The following is a 16,733-nucleotide window of genomic DNA, read 5'->3' as shown; positions in this document are numbered from 1 at the left end:
TCCTGCGCGTGAACTTTCAATTTGCATTCATGCGCATCGATGCATATATATGAACCGTGATGACGGTCACGGAGGTCCCGGCCGAGCCGATGGGGGCGGTCGCGCGGTGCGAGCTGTACCGGCTCCTTTCGGATCCGGTGCGGGTGCGGCTCCTCGGCCTGGCCGCAGCGGAGGAGCTGGCGGTCGGCGAGCTGGCCGAGCTGCTCCGTGAGGGCCAGCCGAAAATCTCGCGGCACGCGGCCGCGCTGCGCGAGGCGGGGATCCTGCTGGCACGCCGCCAGGGCACGTGGACGCTGCTCCGCCTCGACCCGCGCGCCACGAGCGACCCCGTGGTCGACGACGCCGTGCGCGCGGGGCAGCGCGCGTGCGCGGCCGACGGGACGCTCGCGCGCATCGAGGAGGTGCTCGCGGCGCGCGACGCCGAGACGCGCGAGTTCTTCGCGCGCGGCGGGCGCCCGTTGCGCCCGGGGCCGCCGTCCGAGCTCGCCGCCTACCTCGCCGCGCTCGCGCCGCTCCTGCCCCACCGCCGGCTGGCGGTCGACGCGGGCACCGGCGATGGGGCGCTGCTCGAGGTGCTGTCCCCCGTCTTCGACCGCGTCGTCGGGCTCGATCGCGCGAGCGCCCAGCTGCAGCTCGCGGGCGAGCGCCTGCGGCGGCGCAGCCTCGAGAACGTCGAGCTCGTGTGCGGCGAGATCGACGGGCCCGAGGTGATCCAGGCCGTGGCCCGCGCGCTCGGTGGCGGTCCGCCGGAGGCCGGCGAGGCCCTCTCCGGCGGCGCGGACGTGGTCCTCGCGGCCCGCGTGCTGCACCACGCGCCGCAGCCGGCCAAGGCGATGCGCGCCCTCGTCGAGCTCGCGCGGCCGGCCGCGCCCGGCCGCGGCGAGGACGCCGCGCACGCCCGCGGCGGCGCGGTGTGCGTGCTCGATTACGAGGCGCACCACGATCAGACCCTGCGAGAGCAGGAGGCGGACATCTGGCTCGGCTTCTCGCCGGACGACCTCCGGCGCCTCGCCGAGGAGGCAGGGCTCTCCGGCGTCGAGATCCGGCGGCTGCCGTCCGCCTGGCAGGGCGAAGGTCCGGATCGACACCTCGTTTGGCAGCTGCTCGTCGGCTGGCGCGGCGCGCGCTCGAGCGCATTCACCGGAAAAGGCAAAGGGACACCATGACTGCTGAGAAAAAGCTCTCCTACAAGGTCGCCGACATCACGCTTGCTGACTGGGGTCGCAAGGAGATCCGCATCGCCGAGAAGGAGATGCCGGGCCTGATGACGCTCCGGGCCGAGTACGGCCCGTCGCAGCCGCTCAAGGGCGCGCGCGTCGCCGGCTGCCTCCACATGACGATCCAGACCGCGGTGCTGATCGAGACGCTGGTCGCCCTCGGCGCCGAGGTCACCTGGTCGAGCTGCAACATCTACTCGACGCAGGACCACGCCGCTGCGGCGATCGCGGCGGCCGGCATCCCGGTCTTCGCCTGGAAGGGCGAGACCCTCGAGGAGTACGACTGGTGCATCGAGCAGCAGATCTACGCCTTCAAGGGCGGCAAGGGGCCCAACATGATCCTCGATGACGGCGGCGATCTCACGATCATCGCCCACGAGAAGCACCCGGAGCTCTTCGCCGGCAACGACCCGATCCGCGGGCTCTCGGAGGAGACGACGACGGGCGTGCACCGGCTCTACGAGATGCACCGCGCCGGCAAGCTGAAGGTGCCCGCGATCAACGTCAACGACTCGGTGACGAAGAGCAAGTTCGACAACCTCTACGGCTGCCGCGAGTCGCTGGGCGACGGGATCAAGCGGGCCACCGACGTGATGTTCGCCGGCAAGGTCGCCGTCGTGTGCGGCTACGGCGACGTCGGCAAGGGGTGCGCGCAGTCGCTGCGCGGCCTCGGGGCGCGCGTGATCATCACCGAGATCGACCCGATCTGCGCGCTGCAGGCGGCGATGGAGGGCTACGAGGTGAAGCGCCTCGAGAGCGTCGCCCCGGTCGCCGACATCTTCGTCACGGCGACCGGATGCGCCGACGTCGTGCGCGCCGAGCACATGACCGCGATGAAGGACGAGGCGATCCTCTGCAACATCGGCCACTTCGACTCGGAGATCCAGATCTCGTGGCTCGAGAAGAACCCCGAGATCAAGGAGGAGAACATCAAGCCGCAGGTCGATCACTTCATCTTCCCGGACGGCAAGCGGCTCATCGTCCTCGCGCGCGGCCGGCTCGTGAACCTCGGGTGCGCCACGGGCCACCCGTCGTTCGTGATGTCGACCTCGTTCTCCAACCAGGTCCTCGCGCAGATCGCCCTGTGGACGGAGAAGTACACGGTCGGCGTCCACCTGCTGCCGAAGAAGCTCGACGAGAAGGTCGCCGCGCTGCACCTGCCGAAGCTCGGGGTCGAGCTGACGCAGCTCACGCAGGACCAGGCGAAGTACCTGGGCATCCCCGCCGAGGGCCCGTTCAAGGCCGAGAACTACCGGTACTGAGCGGCGGGCTTTCGGCGCCTCCGCCGCTGGGGTAGGCGGCCGAACGATGGATCCTCGCCACAGCAGGGACGAAGCCCAGCGCTACCTCGACACCTACGCCGCTACCTGCGGCGAGGATCTCGCCCTCCGCGTCTACACCTCGCGCCTGCTCGGCGCCGATCCGTCGCTCGTGCTCCACGGCGGCGGGAACACGAGCGTCAAGAGCACGGCCGTCGACCTGCTCGGCGATCGCGTCGACGTGCTCTTCATCAAGGGCAGCGGGTGGGATCTCGCGACCATCGAGCCGCGCGGCTTCCCCGCGTGCCGCCTCGCGCCGCTCCAGCGCGCGTGCGAGCTCGAGGCGATGACCGACGAGCAGATGGTCGCGCTCCTGCGCGGCCAGATGCTGGATCCATCGAGCCCCACGCCGTCGGTCGAGGCGCTGCTGCACGCGATCCTCCCCGCGAAGTTCGTCGATCACACCCACGCGGACGCCGTGCTCTCGGTCATCGATCAGCCCGGCTCGGCCGAGATCGTGCGGGAGATCTACGGGGACCAGGCGCTCTTCGTGCCGTATGTCATGCCGGGCTTCGCGCTCGCCCGTCGCGTCGCCGAGCTCGTCCGGGCGCGCCTCGCGCAAGGGGCGCTCCCGTCGGTGATGATCCTCGACAAGCACGGGGTCTTCACGTGGGGCGACACCGCCGAGGAGAGCTATGCGCGCATGATCGACGCCGTGACGCGCGCCGAGCGCTACATCGCCCAGCGCAGCGCGATCGTCCCGCACCCGACGGTCGCGGCGCCCGATCCGGAGTTCCGGGCCGCCATCGGGCCGGTCGTCCGGGGCGCGCTCGCCCGCGCCTCGGGTCGTCCCTGGGTCTGCACGCTCCGCACCAGCCTGCAGCTGATCGCGTTCTGCGACCGCGACGACATCGCGCGGGCCTCGCAGATCGGCTGCGCGACCCCGGATCACGTCATCCGCACCAAGGCGCGGCCGCTCATCGTCGACGGCGGCGACGTCACCGACACCGCGCGCTTCCGCGCGGCCGTCGAGCAGGCCATCGCGAGGTACGTGGCCGAGTACCACGAGTATTTCCGCCGCTCCTGCGCCGCGCGGGGCGTCGCCCGCGACGAGCTCGATCCGTTCCCGCGGGTGCTGCTCTTCCCCGGGGTGGGCGCGCTGTGCGTCGGCGGCTCGCACGCCGAGGCGGCGATCGTCGCGGACGTCTACGATCACACCGTCTCGGTGATCGAGGCCGCCGAGGCGCTCGGCGGGTACCAGCCGGTCCCGGAGCTCGACCTCTTCGACATGGAGTACTGGAGCCTCGAGCAGGCGAAGCTGAAGCTCGGGGCGGGGCAGAGAGGCCCGCTCGATCGGCGCATCGCGCTGGTGACGGGCGCCGCCTCGGGGATCGGCCACGCGACCGCGGCGGCGTTCCTCGCCGCGGGAGCGCACGTGGTGCTGGCCGATCGCGACGAGGAGCCCCTCGAGAAGGCCGCCGCCGAGTTCGGGGGACGCCACCGCGGCCGCTGCACGAAGATCGCCTGCGACGTGCGCAGCGAGGCGAGCGTGAACCGGGCGTTCGCGCAGGCCGCGGCGCACTTCGGCGGCGTCGACGTCGTCGTGTCGAACGCCGGCCGCGCGTTCTCGGGGCCCATCCACACGTCGGAGGGACACGAGGCTCTGTGCGCCTCGCTCGAGCTGAACCTGCTCGGCCACCAGAACGTCGCCCGCGCGGCGGCGCGGGTGCTGCTCGCCCAGGACTCGGGCGGCGCGCTCCTGTTCAACGCGTCGAAGAGCGCGTTCAACCAGGGGCCCGACTTCGGCCCGTACTCCGTCGCCAAGGCGGCGCTCGTCGCGCTGATGCGCCAGTACGCCGTCGACCTCGGCCCCCAGGGCATCCGGGCGAACGCCGTGAACGCCGACCGCATCCGGACCGCGCTGTTCGGCGCCGGCCTGCTGGAGGCCCGCGCCCGCGCCCGCAACGTCTCGGTCGACGACTACTTCCGCGACAACCTGCTCCGGCGCGAGACCACCGCGGCCGACGTGGCGCAGGCCTTCGTTTATCTCGCGACCGCCGAGGCCACGACGGGCTGCGTCGTGACCGTCGACGGCGGGAACGCCGCCGCGTTCCCCCGCTGAGCGCGGGTCAGAGCCCCTCCACGCCCGGACCGCCGCCCTCCGCGCCGAGCACGGCCTTGTCGGGCGGATGCTGGGCGTCGAGCCGGATCTTCTTCCAGTCCCCCGAGCGGAACTTCCACACCATGGTCGCCGCGAGGAGGACCACGTAGATGACGCCGGCCCCCCAGATGCCCATCAGGCCGAAGCCGAGCGTGATGCCGAGCAGCCACGCGAGCGGGACGAGGCAGGTGAAGTGCAGGATGAGCTCCACCACCATCACGAACACGGTGTTGCCCGCGCCGAAGAGCGCCTGCGTCAGGATCATGCCGACCGCGACGAGCGGCGTGCAGATGCCCATCACCTGGAGCGGCCGGAGCGCCGCGGCCTGGACGAGCTCGCTGCTGCTGGCGAAGGCGAGGATCTGCGGGGCGAAGATCGCCTCGAGCAGGCCGACGACCCCGAAGATCACGAGCCCCAGCCGGACGCTCACCCAGCCGAAGCGCGCGGCCTTGTCGCCGTCCTTCTCGCCGAGCGACTGCGCGACAAGGGTCGCGGTCGACGTGCCGAAGGCCAGGCAGGCGGTGAACGTGAGCTTCAAGATCCCGACGATCACCGTGGTCGCCGCGCCGTAGACCGGCTCGGCGCTGCCGCCCGGGCAGAGCGGCGAGATCACGCCCGCCGGCGCGACCTGGTCGAGCTTGCTGGCGATCGCGTAGAACAGGGCGAAGCCCGTCATGATGGCGACGGTGGCGACGGCGCTCGGGATCGACAGCTTGAGGATCGACCAGGTGAGCGGGGCCGAGAGCTTGCTCGTTGCGAACGGGCGGTAGAGGCGCCGGTACTGCGGCAGGAGCGCGTACACGACCATGATCGCGAGGCCGACGTAGGTCGAGATGAAGCCCGCGATGCCCGCCCCGGCGATGCCGTACTTCGGGATGCCGAGCGAGGCGTTGCCGAAGATGAGCACGAGGCAGAGCACGATGTTCAGCGCGTTCATCGCGAGCGCCGAGACGAGGTGGATGTGCGTCTTGCCGATGCCGTCGAAGAACGCCTTCAGGGCGAACGTCGCCGCCATCGACGTCACCCCGAGCAGGCGCCAGCCGAGGTAGTCGAGCGCCGCCTGCCGCGCGTCGGGCACCTTGATGATGACCGAGAGGATGTACGGCATCGTCAGGTACCCGATCACGGAGAACGCGACGCCGGCGACGATCGCGAAGAACAGGGCGTTCGCGAGGACCGCACCCGCGTCCTCGGGCCGCTTCTCGGCAAATCGTCGCGCGGTGAACGCTTGCGTACCGACCGAGACCGCGCTGAGCGAGCCGCCGAACAGCCAGAGGACGATCAGCGACGGCAGGAGCGCCGCGTGCGCGTTCGACGACTCGGGGCACGGCAGGTGCGCGAAGAAGACGATGTCGATCTCGTTGACGATGCTCTGGGTGAGCATCGCCGCCACGGTCGGCAGCGCGAGCCGCAGGATGGCGCGATGGGGTGGGCCCGAGGTAACGGCGTTCGATCCCGGGGCGGACAGGGCTATCTGAGCCATCGCAGGCTGCGCGGTATACAACGCCGCAGCGTGCGCGCGAGAGAAATGCTCCGCGTGGGGCGCAGCTTACTCGGCCTTGGCGACCCGGGACCGCCGCTTGTGACGGCGCCGCTTCGCCTCGGTGGGATCCTCGTGCCCGTTGCCGTCTTTCTCCGCCGTGTCAGCGTCGCCACGGGCAGGCGTCGGCGTCGACGGCTCGCGCGCTGAGGACGAGGACGATCGCTCGCGCGCTTTCGAGTCGCGCTTCGCGACCTCACGAGAGGCGCGATCCGCCGCGCCGCGCGCCGCAGGCTTGTCCGCCTTCGGCGCCGATCCGCGCGTCGCCACCGCCGGCCTGCGCGGGACGGTCTGGTTCCTGGCGGGCGGCTTCGCCGCGTCGGCCTTCGCGACGGCGGGCTGCGCAGGCGGCGCGACGGCGGCGGGCGAGGCCGCGAGGGCCGAAGGGACGCCGGTCCCCTGCCCCACCTCGCTGGGCACGAGCGCGCCGGCTGCGCCGGGCGCGGCCGCATCGGGGGTGACCGCGGCAGCCGGCGCTCCGGCTGCCTGCACCGCTGCGGCGACCGCGAGGGCCTGCGGCGCCGCGCCCGCCGCCGGCGCCTCCGAGACGGCCGTCGGCGCGTCGACGGGCGCATCGGGCTGAGCCGCCTCGCCCGACGAAGGGGCCGCTTCGCCCGCGACGCCGAGCAGCGCAGCGGCCGCTGGAACGCGCGCCGCGATCTCGCGCCCCTTGCCCACGACGACCACGCCCGCGAGCGCCATCACGGCGGCCACCGCCGCGAACCCGAGCGCCCGGCGGCGCGTGCGCGCGCGCCCGGGCGTGCCCAGCGCGCTCAGGATGGCCTGACGCATCTCGGTGGCGCTCTGGAAGCGGACGCTCGGATGGCGCGCCAGCGCGCGCATCACCAGCTCATCGACGAAGGGCGGGATCTGCCGGGCCGGCGCGCGCTCGCGGAGGCGCTCGGGGCTGCCCTTGACCTTCGCGTCGAGCAGCGCGACGAGGCTCGGCTCGACGAACGGCAGGCGCCCCGTGAGCATCTCGTAGAGGACGCACCCGAGCGCGTAGAGATCCGCGCGCCCGTCGATGCGCCCCGACGCGGCCTGCTCGGGGGCCATGTACTCGGGCGTCCCCACGATCGCGACCGCGGCCCGCGCCGGCCCCTCGCCCGCGCCCGTCGCGTCCGCGACGCCGTCGACCTCGCCGCGGTCCTCCGAGAGGCACTTCGCGAGCCCGAAATCGAGCAGCTTCAGGCCGGCCTCCGCGATGGAGGGCGCCCCCTCGGCGCCGCTCGGACGCGTCAGGAACAGGTTCTCGGGCTTGATGTCCCGGTGCACGAGGCCCTCGGCGTGCGTGAGCTCGAGCGCGCTCAGCACCTTGACCGCCATCGCGAACGCGTCCCTCCAGTCGATCGCGGCCCCGCGGGCAAGCACGGCGTCGAGCGTCGCGCCCTCGAGCAGGTCCATGCCGCAGAACAGGCGGCCATCCGCGGCCATGCCGAAGTCGTGCACCTTCACGAGGTGCTCGTGGGACAGGCGCGAGAGGACGCGCGCCTCGCGGCGGAAGCGGTTCGCGACCACGTCCGTCGCGGAGTGCTCGGCGGAGACGACCTTGAGCGCCACGCGGCGCCCGAGGTCGACGTGCTCCGCCTCGTAGACGGTGCTGCTCGCGCCGGCGCCGATCTCGCGCAGCAGCCGGTAGCGCGTGCCCGGCAGCATGCCCTCGTCGCCGCGCTCGGCCGAGGCCATCGCCTCGGCGCGAGGGCTCACCGGCGTCACGGCCGTGGCGCGGTGCGCCTTGGCGGCGGTGACGAGGGTCGCGAACTCTCCGCGCGAGCGCCCCGGCTCGCCCGGAAAGAGCCGCTGCATCAGGTGCGCGGCCCGCGCGCGCACGCCGCGCTCGCCGCCCGGCAGCGCGACCGCCGCGCCGAGGAGCGCGGCGAGGTCGCGCGCGGCGGCGCGGCTCGACGGGTACCGGGCCTCCCTGTCGAAGGCCGTGAGCCGCGCGATCGCGGCGTCGAGCGCCGGCGTCGCCCCGAGCGAGAGAGCGATCGGCGGCGGATCGTTCTGGTTGCGCGCGACCGCGGCCATGTGCGTCTGCGCGTCGCCCTGGAGGAAGCGGCGCCCCGCGCACAGCTCCCAGAGCATGATCCCGAGCGCGTAGAGGTCGACCCGCGCGTCGCCCGGGTCGCCGTTGGCGACCTCCGGCGCGACGTAGCCCGGCTTCGCGAAGACGACGCCCGCGACCGTGTGGCAGCGCCGGTTCTGCCCGCGCGCGGTGCCGAAGTCGATGATCTTCACGTCGCCGGAGAAGCCGAGCATCACGTTCTGGGGCGACAGATCGCGGTGCACGATGCCGAGCGCGGCGCCCGACGGGTCCCTGCGCTCGTGCACGTGGGCGAGCGCCTCGGCGATCATCGTCGCGATCGCGACCGCCTCCGCCCAGTCGAAGCGGTGCCCGAGCTGCACCGCGCGCGCCCGGACCTCGCCGAGGCTCCGGCCCTCGACGTGCTCGACCACCGCGTACGGCTCCCCCGTCGCCGGGTCGACGTCCGCCTCGATGACCTGCGCGACGCCGGAATGCTGGAGCTGCGCCTGCACCCGCGCCTCATCCAGAAAGCGGGCGATGTAGCTCGGGTCGGACGCGTGCTCGCGGCGGATGATCTTCACGACGACGGCGCGCTCGGCCCCCTCGAGGCCGGTCGTGGAGGCGAGGAACACTTCGCCCATGCCCCCCCGAGCGATGCGCCGCAGGAGCACGTAGCGTCCGAGCGGTCGGGGAACATCGTCCGCAGCGAAGCCGCTCTTGTTGGGCTCATGCGAGGGCGGAAGAACCGGGCGAGGCACGGTCGCGGAGGAGTTCGCCATGAACCGAACCTACCGGATGTAGGACAAGGTGGGCCAACTTCGGGTGGTTCGCTCTACCGCGCCGAAACGGGCCGTGTTTTCGCGGTGCTCTCGCCGTGCCGCGCCGTTTCGACACAGGGGCTCTCCAGATTATCCACAGGGTTATCCGCACCCTGTCGACAAGTCGCTCGCTCCGGGCGGCCGCCCTGAGCGGCGCCGGAATCCGTCCAGGGAGTCCAGAAAACGCTGCAATCACCCGAGGTCCCGGCCATTGCTCTCCTCGCTGGCCTCGGCTACTCCTTGGCAGGGATGTCACGACACGCCGTCCAGCGCCTGATGACCTTGCTGACGTTCGCGTTGGCGCTGGTCCTCCCGCTGCGCGCGGGCGCTGCGATCGTTCCGGTCTGCGAGGACGACCGGATGACGATCGTCGCCCCGCCGGACGAGCCATCGTGCACCGTCCTGACGAGCGTCGACGACGCGACGGGCGCGACGAGGGCTGCGCCCATCTGCGATCCCCGTGGCGCTTCGTCGGTCGCCCCGCCCCGCACTCTCCCGATCACCGATGCGCGGATCGACGCGGTCCCTGGATGCGAGGGGGGCGATCTCTGGCCGAGGGTCGGACCGAGCTCGCGCCATCCCGGCCCTGTGAGCGAGCTCTCCAGCCCGCCGCATCAGGCGCTGCTCGTTCCGGAGCTCGTCCTCCCTGCCGCGGGCACGCCCGTGGCGCTCTTCTCGTTCCTCGCGGTCCCCGGGGGGCCGCGCTCCGGCGTGGAACAGGGCATCTACCACCCGCCTCGATGAGGCGAGCTCGCCGGCAGGCCGTGCTCGATCGCGCCGCGTGGTCTCTCGGAGCCCGCTGCTGGCGGTTCGTGGCCGGCCCTGCCGCGAGATCCGGAGCGTTCGCCGTTCTGACCCGAGCCCACTAGGCGGCTCGTCCGGCCCCACGTCGCGCAGGCTCGCCCTCTCCAGGGCGACGCGCCCGCGCGACGAAGGCCGGGCGCAGACGCCGGCGTGGCGGGTCCAGAGCGGTCCCGGCGCTCCGCCGGGGGTCTGCGGCCGCACCGCGCGGCGGCGGCTCCTTCGGCCCAGGGTGGCTCGCCGCCCTGGGAGCGCACGATTCGCGATCTTGTCGCGGGCACGCCACCTGGTGTCGCGCCCGCGTTGAAGGAGGGGCCCGCCTGGCGGAGCCCCACCACCGTTGAGAGAGGAAATATCATGAACAAGGGAACAGCCATCGTCGGCTTTCTTCTCTGCTTCATCGCAGGGATGGGGCTGATGTGGAGTATCGATCGAAGCGCCGGCTCGCGCGGGCATGAGATCTCGGCGGCCGTCGAGGACGGTCAGCCGTGGACCGACGAGGACGCGGCGGTGCCGGTGTCGTCGAAGGACCCGGTGTGGGGCGCGCGGACGGCGCCGGTGACGATGGTCGTCTTCAGCGACTTCGAGTGTCCGTTCTGCACCCGGGTCGAGACCACGATCAACCAGCTCAAGGACAAGTACGGTCCCGAGAAGCTGCGCGTCATCTGGAAGAACAACCCGCTCCCCTTCCACAAGAACGCGCGCCCGGCGGCGCTCGCGGCCGAGACCGTGTTCCGCCTCGGCGGCTCGAAGGCCTTCTGGAAGTTCCACGAGCTCGCCTTCCAGAACCAGAAGAGCCTCACGCCCGACAACTTCGAGAAGTGGGCGGTCGAGTCCGGCGTCGACAAGGCGAAGTTCAAGGCGGCGTTCGATCGGCAGGAGTACATGGCCAAGATCGACGCCGACATGGCGGTCGGCAAGTCCTCCGGCGTCACCGGCACGCCCGCCTCGATCATCAACGGCGTGTTCCTGAGCGGCGCTCAGCCGATCGACAAGTTCACCGCCGTCATCGAGGAGCAGCTCAAGGCCGCGCAGGCGGCGGTCGCCGCGGGGACGAAGCCCGACAAGGTGTACGCCAAGCTCGCCGGGGAGAACAAGGCGAAGGCGCCGCCCCAGAAGGACCGCGAGCGCCCGCAGGAGGACGACAAGACGGTCTGGAAGGTGCCCGTCGGCGACTCGCCCGCGAAGGGGCCGGCCACCGCGCTGGTCACCATCGTCGAGTGGTCCGACTTCCAGTGCCCCTTCTGCACCAAGGTCGTCCCGACCATGGAGGAGCTCCTCAAGACCTACGGGGACAAGGTCCGGTTCGTCTGGAAGAACAACCCGCTCCCGTTCCACCAGCGCGCCGAGCCCGCGGCCGAGCTCGCCATGGAGGCCCGCGCGCAGAAGGGCGAGAAGGGCTTCTGGGACACGTACGACCTGCTCTGGAAGAACCAGCAGAAGCTCAGCGACGACGACCTGCTCGGCTACGCCAAGGAGCTCGGGCTCGACGCCGAGAAGGTGAAGGTCGCGATCGCCACAAAGAAGCACGGCGCGTCGATCGCCGCCGATCAGGAGCTCGCGGACGACCTGCAGGCGTCCGGGACCCCGCACTTCTTCATCAACGGCCGCCGGCTCGTCGGCGCGCAGCCGATCGACAAGTTCAAGACGATCGTCGACGAGGAGATCAAGAAGGCCGAGGGGATGCTCGCCAAGGGCGTCGCCGCCAAGGACCTCTACGCCGAGATCATCAAGGACGGCAAGGAGCCGCCGCCGCCCGAGCGCAAGGAAGTCGCCGCGCCGGCGCCGAACAGCCCGTGGAAGGGCGGCGAGCGGGCCAAGGTCGTCATGCAGGTCTTCTCGGACTTCGAGTGCCCGTTCTGCAAGCGCGTCGAGGATACGGTCTCGCAGGTCTCGAAGACCTACGGCGACAAGCTGAAGATCGTGTGGCGCCACCGGCCGCTGCCGATGCACAAGAACGCGCCGCTCGCGTCCGAGGCCTCGCAGGAGGCCTACGCGCAGAAGGGCAACGCCGGGTTCTGGGCGTACCACGAGGTGCTCTTCAAGAACCAGGGGCAGCCGGACGCCTTCTCGCGCGCCTCGCTCGAGAAGTACGCCGAGGAGCTGGGCCTCGACATGACGAAGTTCAAGAAGGCGCTCGACACGAACACCCACAAGGCGTTCGTGGACGCCGAGAACTCCGTGGCGGACAAGTCGGGCATCAGCGGGACGCCCGCCTTCGTCGTGAACGGCTACTTCCTCAGCGGCGCGCAGCCGTTCTCGAAGTTCAAGAAGCTCATCGACAAGGCCATGAAGGAGGCCGGCGAGACCGTGCCTGCCGCCGTGAGGGTGGACGCCCCCAGGAGGCCGGCGCCCGCCGCGCAGCCTGCCGCCGCTCCCGCCGCTCCCGCCGCCCCCAAGTGAACCGCCGCTGCGCGGTCTGATCTCTCCTCTGCCACAGCCAATCCACCCGAAGGGCGGCTCCCGGTGACCGGATGAGCCGCCCACCCCCTGCCCTGCGCGGGCTCGGTGGGCATTCTCGTCGCTCCCGCCCTCTGTGAGGGCGGGCCCGCGCCCCCGTCCCACGCGCAACAGCGTCGCGCGCCGCTGCGGGCAGCTGGTCGCGCGCCGCTACGGGCAGCTGGTCGCGCTCGGCGCGGCTACGTCAGCCCGTGGTGCGGAACCGCGAGCGCCCCTCCGAGGTCCACCACGCGCGGTAGCGCTCCTGGGCGGCCTCCCGCTCCTGTCGCGGCAGATCCTCGTAGTAGCCGAAGTACTCCCGGGTGATGCCCTTCAGCTCGTCGATGGCCGCGCGGCGGAGGGCGGGCTTCTCGTGCGTGAGCGCGTCGATGATCCACTCGATGCGATGGCGCTCGCCGTTCCTCGACCACCACGACATCCACTTGCGCGCGTCGCGGCCGTGATCTTCTCGCGTGATGACGAGCAGCGCCCGGGCCGACGCCTCGACGATCACCTCGTGCGGATCGGAGAGCGCGCTGACGAGCGCCGGCACGCTGGATCCGGAGCGGATCTCGCCCATGGTCTCGATGGCGGTCAGCCGCCGCACCGGCGACTCCTCGCGGTCGCGCGCGATGTGATCGAGCCCTTGCAGGATCGGGCCGCCTGCGGGCGGCGCCGCGATCAACAAGGCGGCCGAACGGACGGCGATCCGCCGGACGGCGATGCTGTCGTCGAAGAGCCGCGGGAGCAGCGCGTTGGCAGCTTCCGGATACGGCAGCTCGCCGAGCACGTGCGTGGCCCAGAAGCGCACCTCGGGGTCGGGCGAGGAGCTCCGCACGGTCATGAAGGGAAGCGCCGGGCGCCGGATCGCGACGATGAGCTCGAGCAGCGTCCCGCACTGGGAGGCGGGGGGCGCCGCGGCGACGCTCGCGACGCCATCCGGGCCGGCGATCTGCTCACGGAAGCGCTGGCGATCGACCCGGAGCGGACCGGGAAAACGCGCGGCGACGATCGAGATCGCTGTCTCGCCGTTGCGCACGAGCTCGGCAAACGCCCTCGATCCCGCCTCGCCGCCCGCGAGGACGTGCTGCACGAGCGAGCTGTACTCCGCGCGCAGCTCGCCGGCCGGAGAGGGCGAGACCGCGGCGCGCCGCTCGGACGGGGGCCTCGGATACGCTGCGGCGGCCTCGAGGGCGACGGGCGTGCGGCGGCGCCAGTGGGGGCGCGCGGCTTCCGACGATGGCGCCGGCCCGGCGTCCCGGTGCTCTTCGGCGCCGGGCGTGATCGAGCTATCGAGCATCCACGGCGGACGTGAGTACCGCTTCGTCCGCGCCTCCTCAGGCTCGCCGAGATCGAAGTCCTCGGACCGCGAGGGGGCCGGCGCCGCGGGGATCTCCAGGTCGGGGATCTCGTCGAGGGCGGGCGGCGCCGACGACGCCGTGATGACCGGCGAAGACGGGGCCCTGACCGCCTGCAGGAGCGGCTCGGTGATCGCTGGCATCATCGGCGCCGTGACGGCCGTGCCCGATACGACGTCCACGCCCGCCTCGCGGCCGCGCCTGAACTGCGGCTCGGCGCCGGGGATCGGCGCGTGCGGCATCGGGGCCGGCGGGACGGTCGATCTGAACGCCATCGCGTGCGCGACGCCTTCGTCCGGCCGCACGGGCTCGGCCTCCACGCCGGTGCCGCGGAGACCGAACGCCCGCGCGACGGCGTCGATCCCGGATCCGCCGTCCTCCGTGGACCAGCCGCTCTGATGCCGCGGGCCTTGCGGCTCGACATCCTCGCGGTCGGCATGCGCTGCCTCGCCCGCGCCGAGGTCTGCATGCGCCGCGGGCGGCGGGGATCCAGCGTCGGTGGCGGACGACCCCTGCGACGCCACGCGGACCATGCTGCTCAGCTCCAGCAGCGCGGCGCGGGTGCGCAGGGAGAGCGGGCCATCCTTGGCGAGCTCGTCGCCGTGCTCGTCCAGCGGAGCGGCGGCCTCGGCCGGCGGCGCGGACGCCCTCTGCGGCGCGGCGGCCTCGGCCGGCGGCGCGGACGCCCTCTGCGGCGCGGCGGCCTCGGCCGGCGGCGCGGACGCCCTCTGCGGCGCGGCGGGCTCCTGGGATCCGCCGCTCCGGTTCAGCTTCTTTCGCAGGATAAGCCGCTCCAGCACCGCTGCTGCGAGCCCGGCGAGCGCGATGAGGTCGCCGATGCTGGAGAGCTCGACCGACGCGGCGCCGTCGTCACCGTAGACGAGGGCAACGACGCGGCCGCGCACCACGGTCGGGACGACGGCCACCGCGGCCGCGTGACCCTTCCTGCCGAGCTCGCGCTGGAGCTCCACGTCAGGGGCGCTGTCAGCGAGGGCGCTGATGAGCGGCGCACGGAGCGCGCGCGCCCTGGCGAGGGCGGTCGGACGCTCGAACGGCACGGTGATCTTCGTGACGCGCTCGCGCTCGGCGCCGGGGCCTGCGGCGTTGCGGCCTTCAGCGCGCTCGCCGTGGACGGTGAACAGGACCGTGTATTCGAAGTACTGCTGCGCGAAGTCGAAGAGGACCGCGAGCACCGCCTCGCTCGAGTCGACCGCGGCGAGCTCCTGCTCGGCCATGGCCAGCGTGAACGGGCCCTTGCGCCGCTGCGCAGTCGGCGCAGACCGGCCCGCTTCGCGCATCGAGCCCTGCGCCGGCGGCGCGCTCGCCGAGACCGCGCGCGCCACGGGCGCGGGCGTCGCAGGCGCCAGGGGCGCGGATGCCGCAGGTGCGAGCGCCGCTGCTGCGGGGACCACGGGCGCGGATGCCGCCGGAGCAGGCGCCGCAGGCGCGGGCGCCACGGGCGCAGATGCCACAGGCGCCTGCGCCGCAGGCGCTGAGTCGCCGGGCCGGCGCTGGTGCGACGCGGTGGCTTGCGGCGGCGGTTCTTGCTGAGCGAGGTGCGCGTCCGACGCCCGCTTCAACCAGCCGGTCAGCAGGTGAGTGCCCGGCGCTGGAGGACGCGCGCCGGACGGAGCCGGCACCGGCGCCGCCGCTGCCTTCACGGGCGGCGCTGGCGCTTTCACCGGTGGCGCCGTCGCTTCCACGGGAGCAGCCGCGTGCACGCCCCCCGTTGCCGCGAACGCCGAGAGGCGCGGCGCGAGCTCCTCGGGGCGCGGCGTCGGCTCTGCCGGCTCGATCGCGCGCTCTTCCTGCGGCGCAGCCAGGTGGCCCGGTGGCGCGCTCTCCTCGCCCGGATCTGCCGTGGCGAGATCGCGCGTGGCCGGCGCCGCAGCCGCGTGGCCGCGCCGCAACGCGAGCTCGGCGAGGCGTGAAGCGAGCGCCTCTGCCCCAGGCGTGTTCGCCTCGAGATAGCGGAACGACGGCAGATCGATCGGGTACTCAGCGACGACGGTCGGTTCGTCATCCAGCTCGTGGAGCGGCGGCTTCCTCGGCGTGGGCACGGCCTCGTTGAGCGAGACTTCCGCGACGACGGTCTCCTCGTCATGGATCGAGGTCAGCGCCTCGACCGTCGGAGCATCGTCGATGCTCGATCGCCTGTGCTGCTCCGCTTCAGCCACCTGCTCACGAGCACCGACGCCGTCGGGGAACGTCGCGTCGGCGTCCTCAGCGGACGCCGCATCGACGTCCGCAGACGACGTCGCGTCGACTCCTGCAGGCCACGGCGCCCTTGTTCCCGCGAGCGAAGCTGCGTCGACCTGTGCGGACGATGACGCATCGACTCGTGCGGGCGGAGCCGCATCCGCACCGGCGGGCGAGGCCGTCGGCGGAGGCGCTTCCGGCGGGAGCGCGGCGGCGGCCACCGGGGCGGGCTCGACCGGCTCCGCCGGGCTCGGCTCGGCGCGCGCGTCGAGCTGCTTCACGAGCCGCGACAGGCGCCGATCGAGGGCGATCCCGTAGTGCTCCGCGAATGCCTGGCGGATGCGCACCAGCGGCGCAGCGAGCTGCCGCAGGCTGACCCCCAGCGCGAAGCTCAGCTGCTCTGCCACGGCCGGCGCGAGGGGCTCGGCCGTGGCGATGACCAGCGTCGGCTCCGGCTGCGAGGCTCCCGTCGCCGCGCTGTCGAGGCCCGTGCGCACGTCGAGCGGGAACACGCGGTGCTGGACCGCGAGATCGACCGGGATGGTCCGGAGCACGTCGGGCGACGCAGGCCGCAGCCGGCCCACGGCGGGCGGGAGCCCGAGGCTCTCCGCAAGCAACGCCGTGAGCTCGCGCTCGCGCACCGCGCCCAGCTCCAGCACGTTCGTGGCGAGGTCACCGCCATGGAGCACTTGGCGGGCGATAGCCTCCTCGACCACCCGCATCGAGGTGACCCCATGCTGCACGAGGAGAGAGCTCAGCGTCGGCATCGAGGCGCATTCATCGGTGTGCGGTGGAGGTTGGAGCACGCTCGCGACGTGCGGCCCGGTCCATCCTAGACGAAGTCTTCATCGGACACGATCCGCGCGTTGGGGGCCTCGGAGGGGCCTCATGGGTCATCACCGCTCACCGCTCACC

General features: G+C 72.5%; 8 protein-coding genes. 5 read left to right on the top strand and 3 right to left on the bottom strand.

The genetic code is table 11. The features are described from left to right. The first annotated feature begins 59 nt into the window (after positions 1–59). From WMF36_RS15535 to WMF36_RS15525, 3 genes are read left to right on the top strand one after another with little or no spacing between them, the layout of a single operon-like run. Positions 60–1,166 carry an ArsR/SmtB family transcription factor gene (locus tag WMF36_RS15535; RefSeq protein WP_437581917.1) on the top strand — a complete coding sequence of 369 codons (1,107 nt, stop codon included), beginning with the start codon at positions 60–62 and terminating at the stop codon, positions 1,164–1,166. After that, entirely contained in the window at positions 1,163–2,479 is a 1,317-nt protein-coding gene (ahcY, locus tag WMF36_RS15530) for an adenosylhomocysteinase (protein WP_437580390.1), read from the top strand. Before WMF36_RS15535 ends, ahcY begins: the two co-directional genes overlap by 4 nt. A 46-nt stretch (positions 2,480–2,525) precedes the next feature. After that, complete coding sequence (locus WMF36_RS15525) at positions 2,526–4,598, top strand: bifunctional aldolase/short-chain dehydrogenase (RefSeq protein ID WP_437580389.1); 2,073 nt, start codon at positions 2,526–2,528, stop codon at positions 4,596–4,598. Between the two features lie 7 nt (positions 4,599–4,605). On the opposite strand, the gene WMF36_RS15520 is transcribed toward WMF36_RS15525, so the two are convergent. Together WMF36_RS15520 and WMF36_RS15515 are read right to left on the bottom strand one after the other, a co-directional pair. Next, positions 4,606–6,120, bottom strand: coding sequence for an MATE family efflux transporter (locus WMF36_RS15520; protein ID WP_437580388.1), 1,515 nt, complete (start codon positions 6,118–6,120; stop codon positions 4,606–4,608). 66 nt (positions 6,121–6,186) lie between these two features. Further along, positions 6,187–8,982, bottom strand: a complete 2,796-nt coding sequence (locus WMF36_RS15515; RefSeq protein ID WP_437580387.1) for a serine/threonine-protein kinase — start codon at positions 8,980–8,982, stop codon at positions 6,187–6,189. Positions 8,983–9,297: 315 nt separating this feature from the next. Here WMF36_RS15515 and WMF36_RS15510 point away from each other — a divergent pair, with 315 nt between their 5' ends. Together WMF36_RS15510 and WMF36_RS15505 are read left to right on the top strand one after the other, a co-directional pair. Next, on the top strand, positions 9,298–9,765 hold the full coding sequence (locus WMF36_RS15510; protein WP_437580386.1) for a hypothetical protein: 468 nt from the start codon (positions 9,298–9,300) through the stop codon (positions 9,763–9,765). A 414-nt stretch (positions 9,766–10,179) separates the two neighbouring features. Continuing rightward, positions 10,180–12,225 carry a DsbA family protein gene (locus tag WMF36_RS15505; RefSeq protein WP_437580385.1) on the top strand — a complete coding sequence of 682 codons (2,046 nt, stop codon included), beginning with the start codon at positions 10,180–10,182 and terminating at the stop codon, positions 12,223–12,225. A 241-nt stretch (positions 12,226–12,466) separates the two neighbouring features. Here the strand turns inward: WMF36_RS15505 and WMF36_RS15500 are convergent, their stop codons facing one another. After that, positions 12,467–16,585, bottom strand: coding sequence for a HEAT repeat domain-containing protein (locus WMF36_RS15500; RefSeq protein ID WP_437580384.1), 4,119 nt, complete (start codon positions 16,583–16,585; stop codon positions 12,467–12,469). Positions 16,586–16,733: the final 148 nt, after the last annotated feature.

Source organism: Sorangium sp. So ce887 (assembly GCF_051521455.1).
GTDB lineage: Bacteria > Myxococcota_A > Polyangia > Polyangiales > Polyangiaceae > Sorangium.
This window is presented reverse-complemented; position numbering and strand designations above follow the sequence as displayed.

Coding starts and splice junctions, on each gene's coding strand:
- WMF36_RS15535 (WP_437581917.1), top strand. CDS start 60: ATGACGGTCACGGAGGTCCCGGCCGAGCCGATGGGGGCGGTCGCGCGG.
- ahcY (WP_437580390.1), top strand. CDS start 1,163: ATGACTGCTGAGAAAAAGCTCTCCTACAAGGTCGCCGACATCACGCTT.
- WMF36_RS15525 (WP_437580389.1), top strand. CDS start 2,526: ATGGATCCTCGCCACAGCAGGGACGAAGCCCAGCGCTACCTCGACACC.
- WMF36_RS15520 (WP_437580388.1), bottom strand. CDS start 6,120: ATGGCTCAGATAGCCCTGTCCGCCCCGGGATCGAACGCCGTTACCTCG.
- WMF36_RS15515 (WP_437580387.1), bottom strand. CDS start 8,982: ATGGCGAACTCCTCCGCGACCGTGCCTCGCCCGGTTCTTCCGCCCTCG.
- WMF36_RS15510 (WP_437580386.1), top strand. CDS start 9,298: ATGACCTTGCTGACGTTCGCGTTGGCGCTGGTCCTCCCGCTGCGCGCG.
- WMF36_RS15505 (WP_437580385.1), top strand. CDS start 10,180: ATGAACAAGGGAACAGCCATCGTCGGCTTTCTTCTCTGCTTCATCGCA.
- WMF36_RS15500 (WP_437580384.1), bottom strand. CDS start 16,585: ATGCCGACGCTGAGCTCTCTCCTCGTGCAGCATGGGGTCACCTCGATG.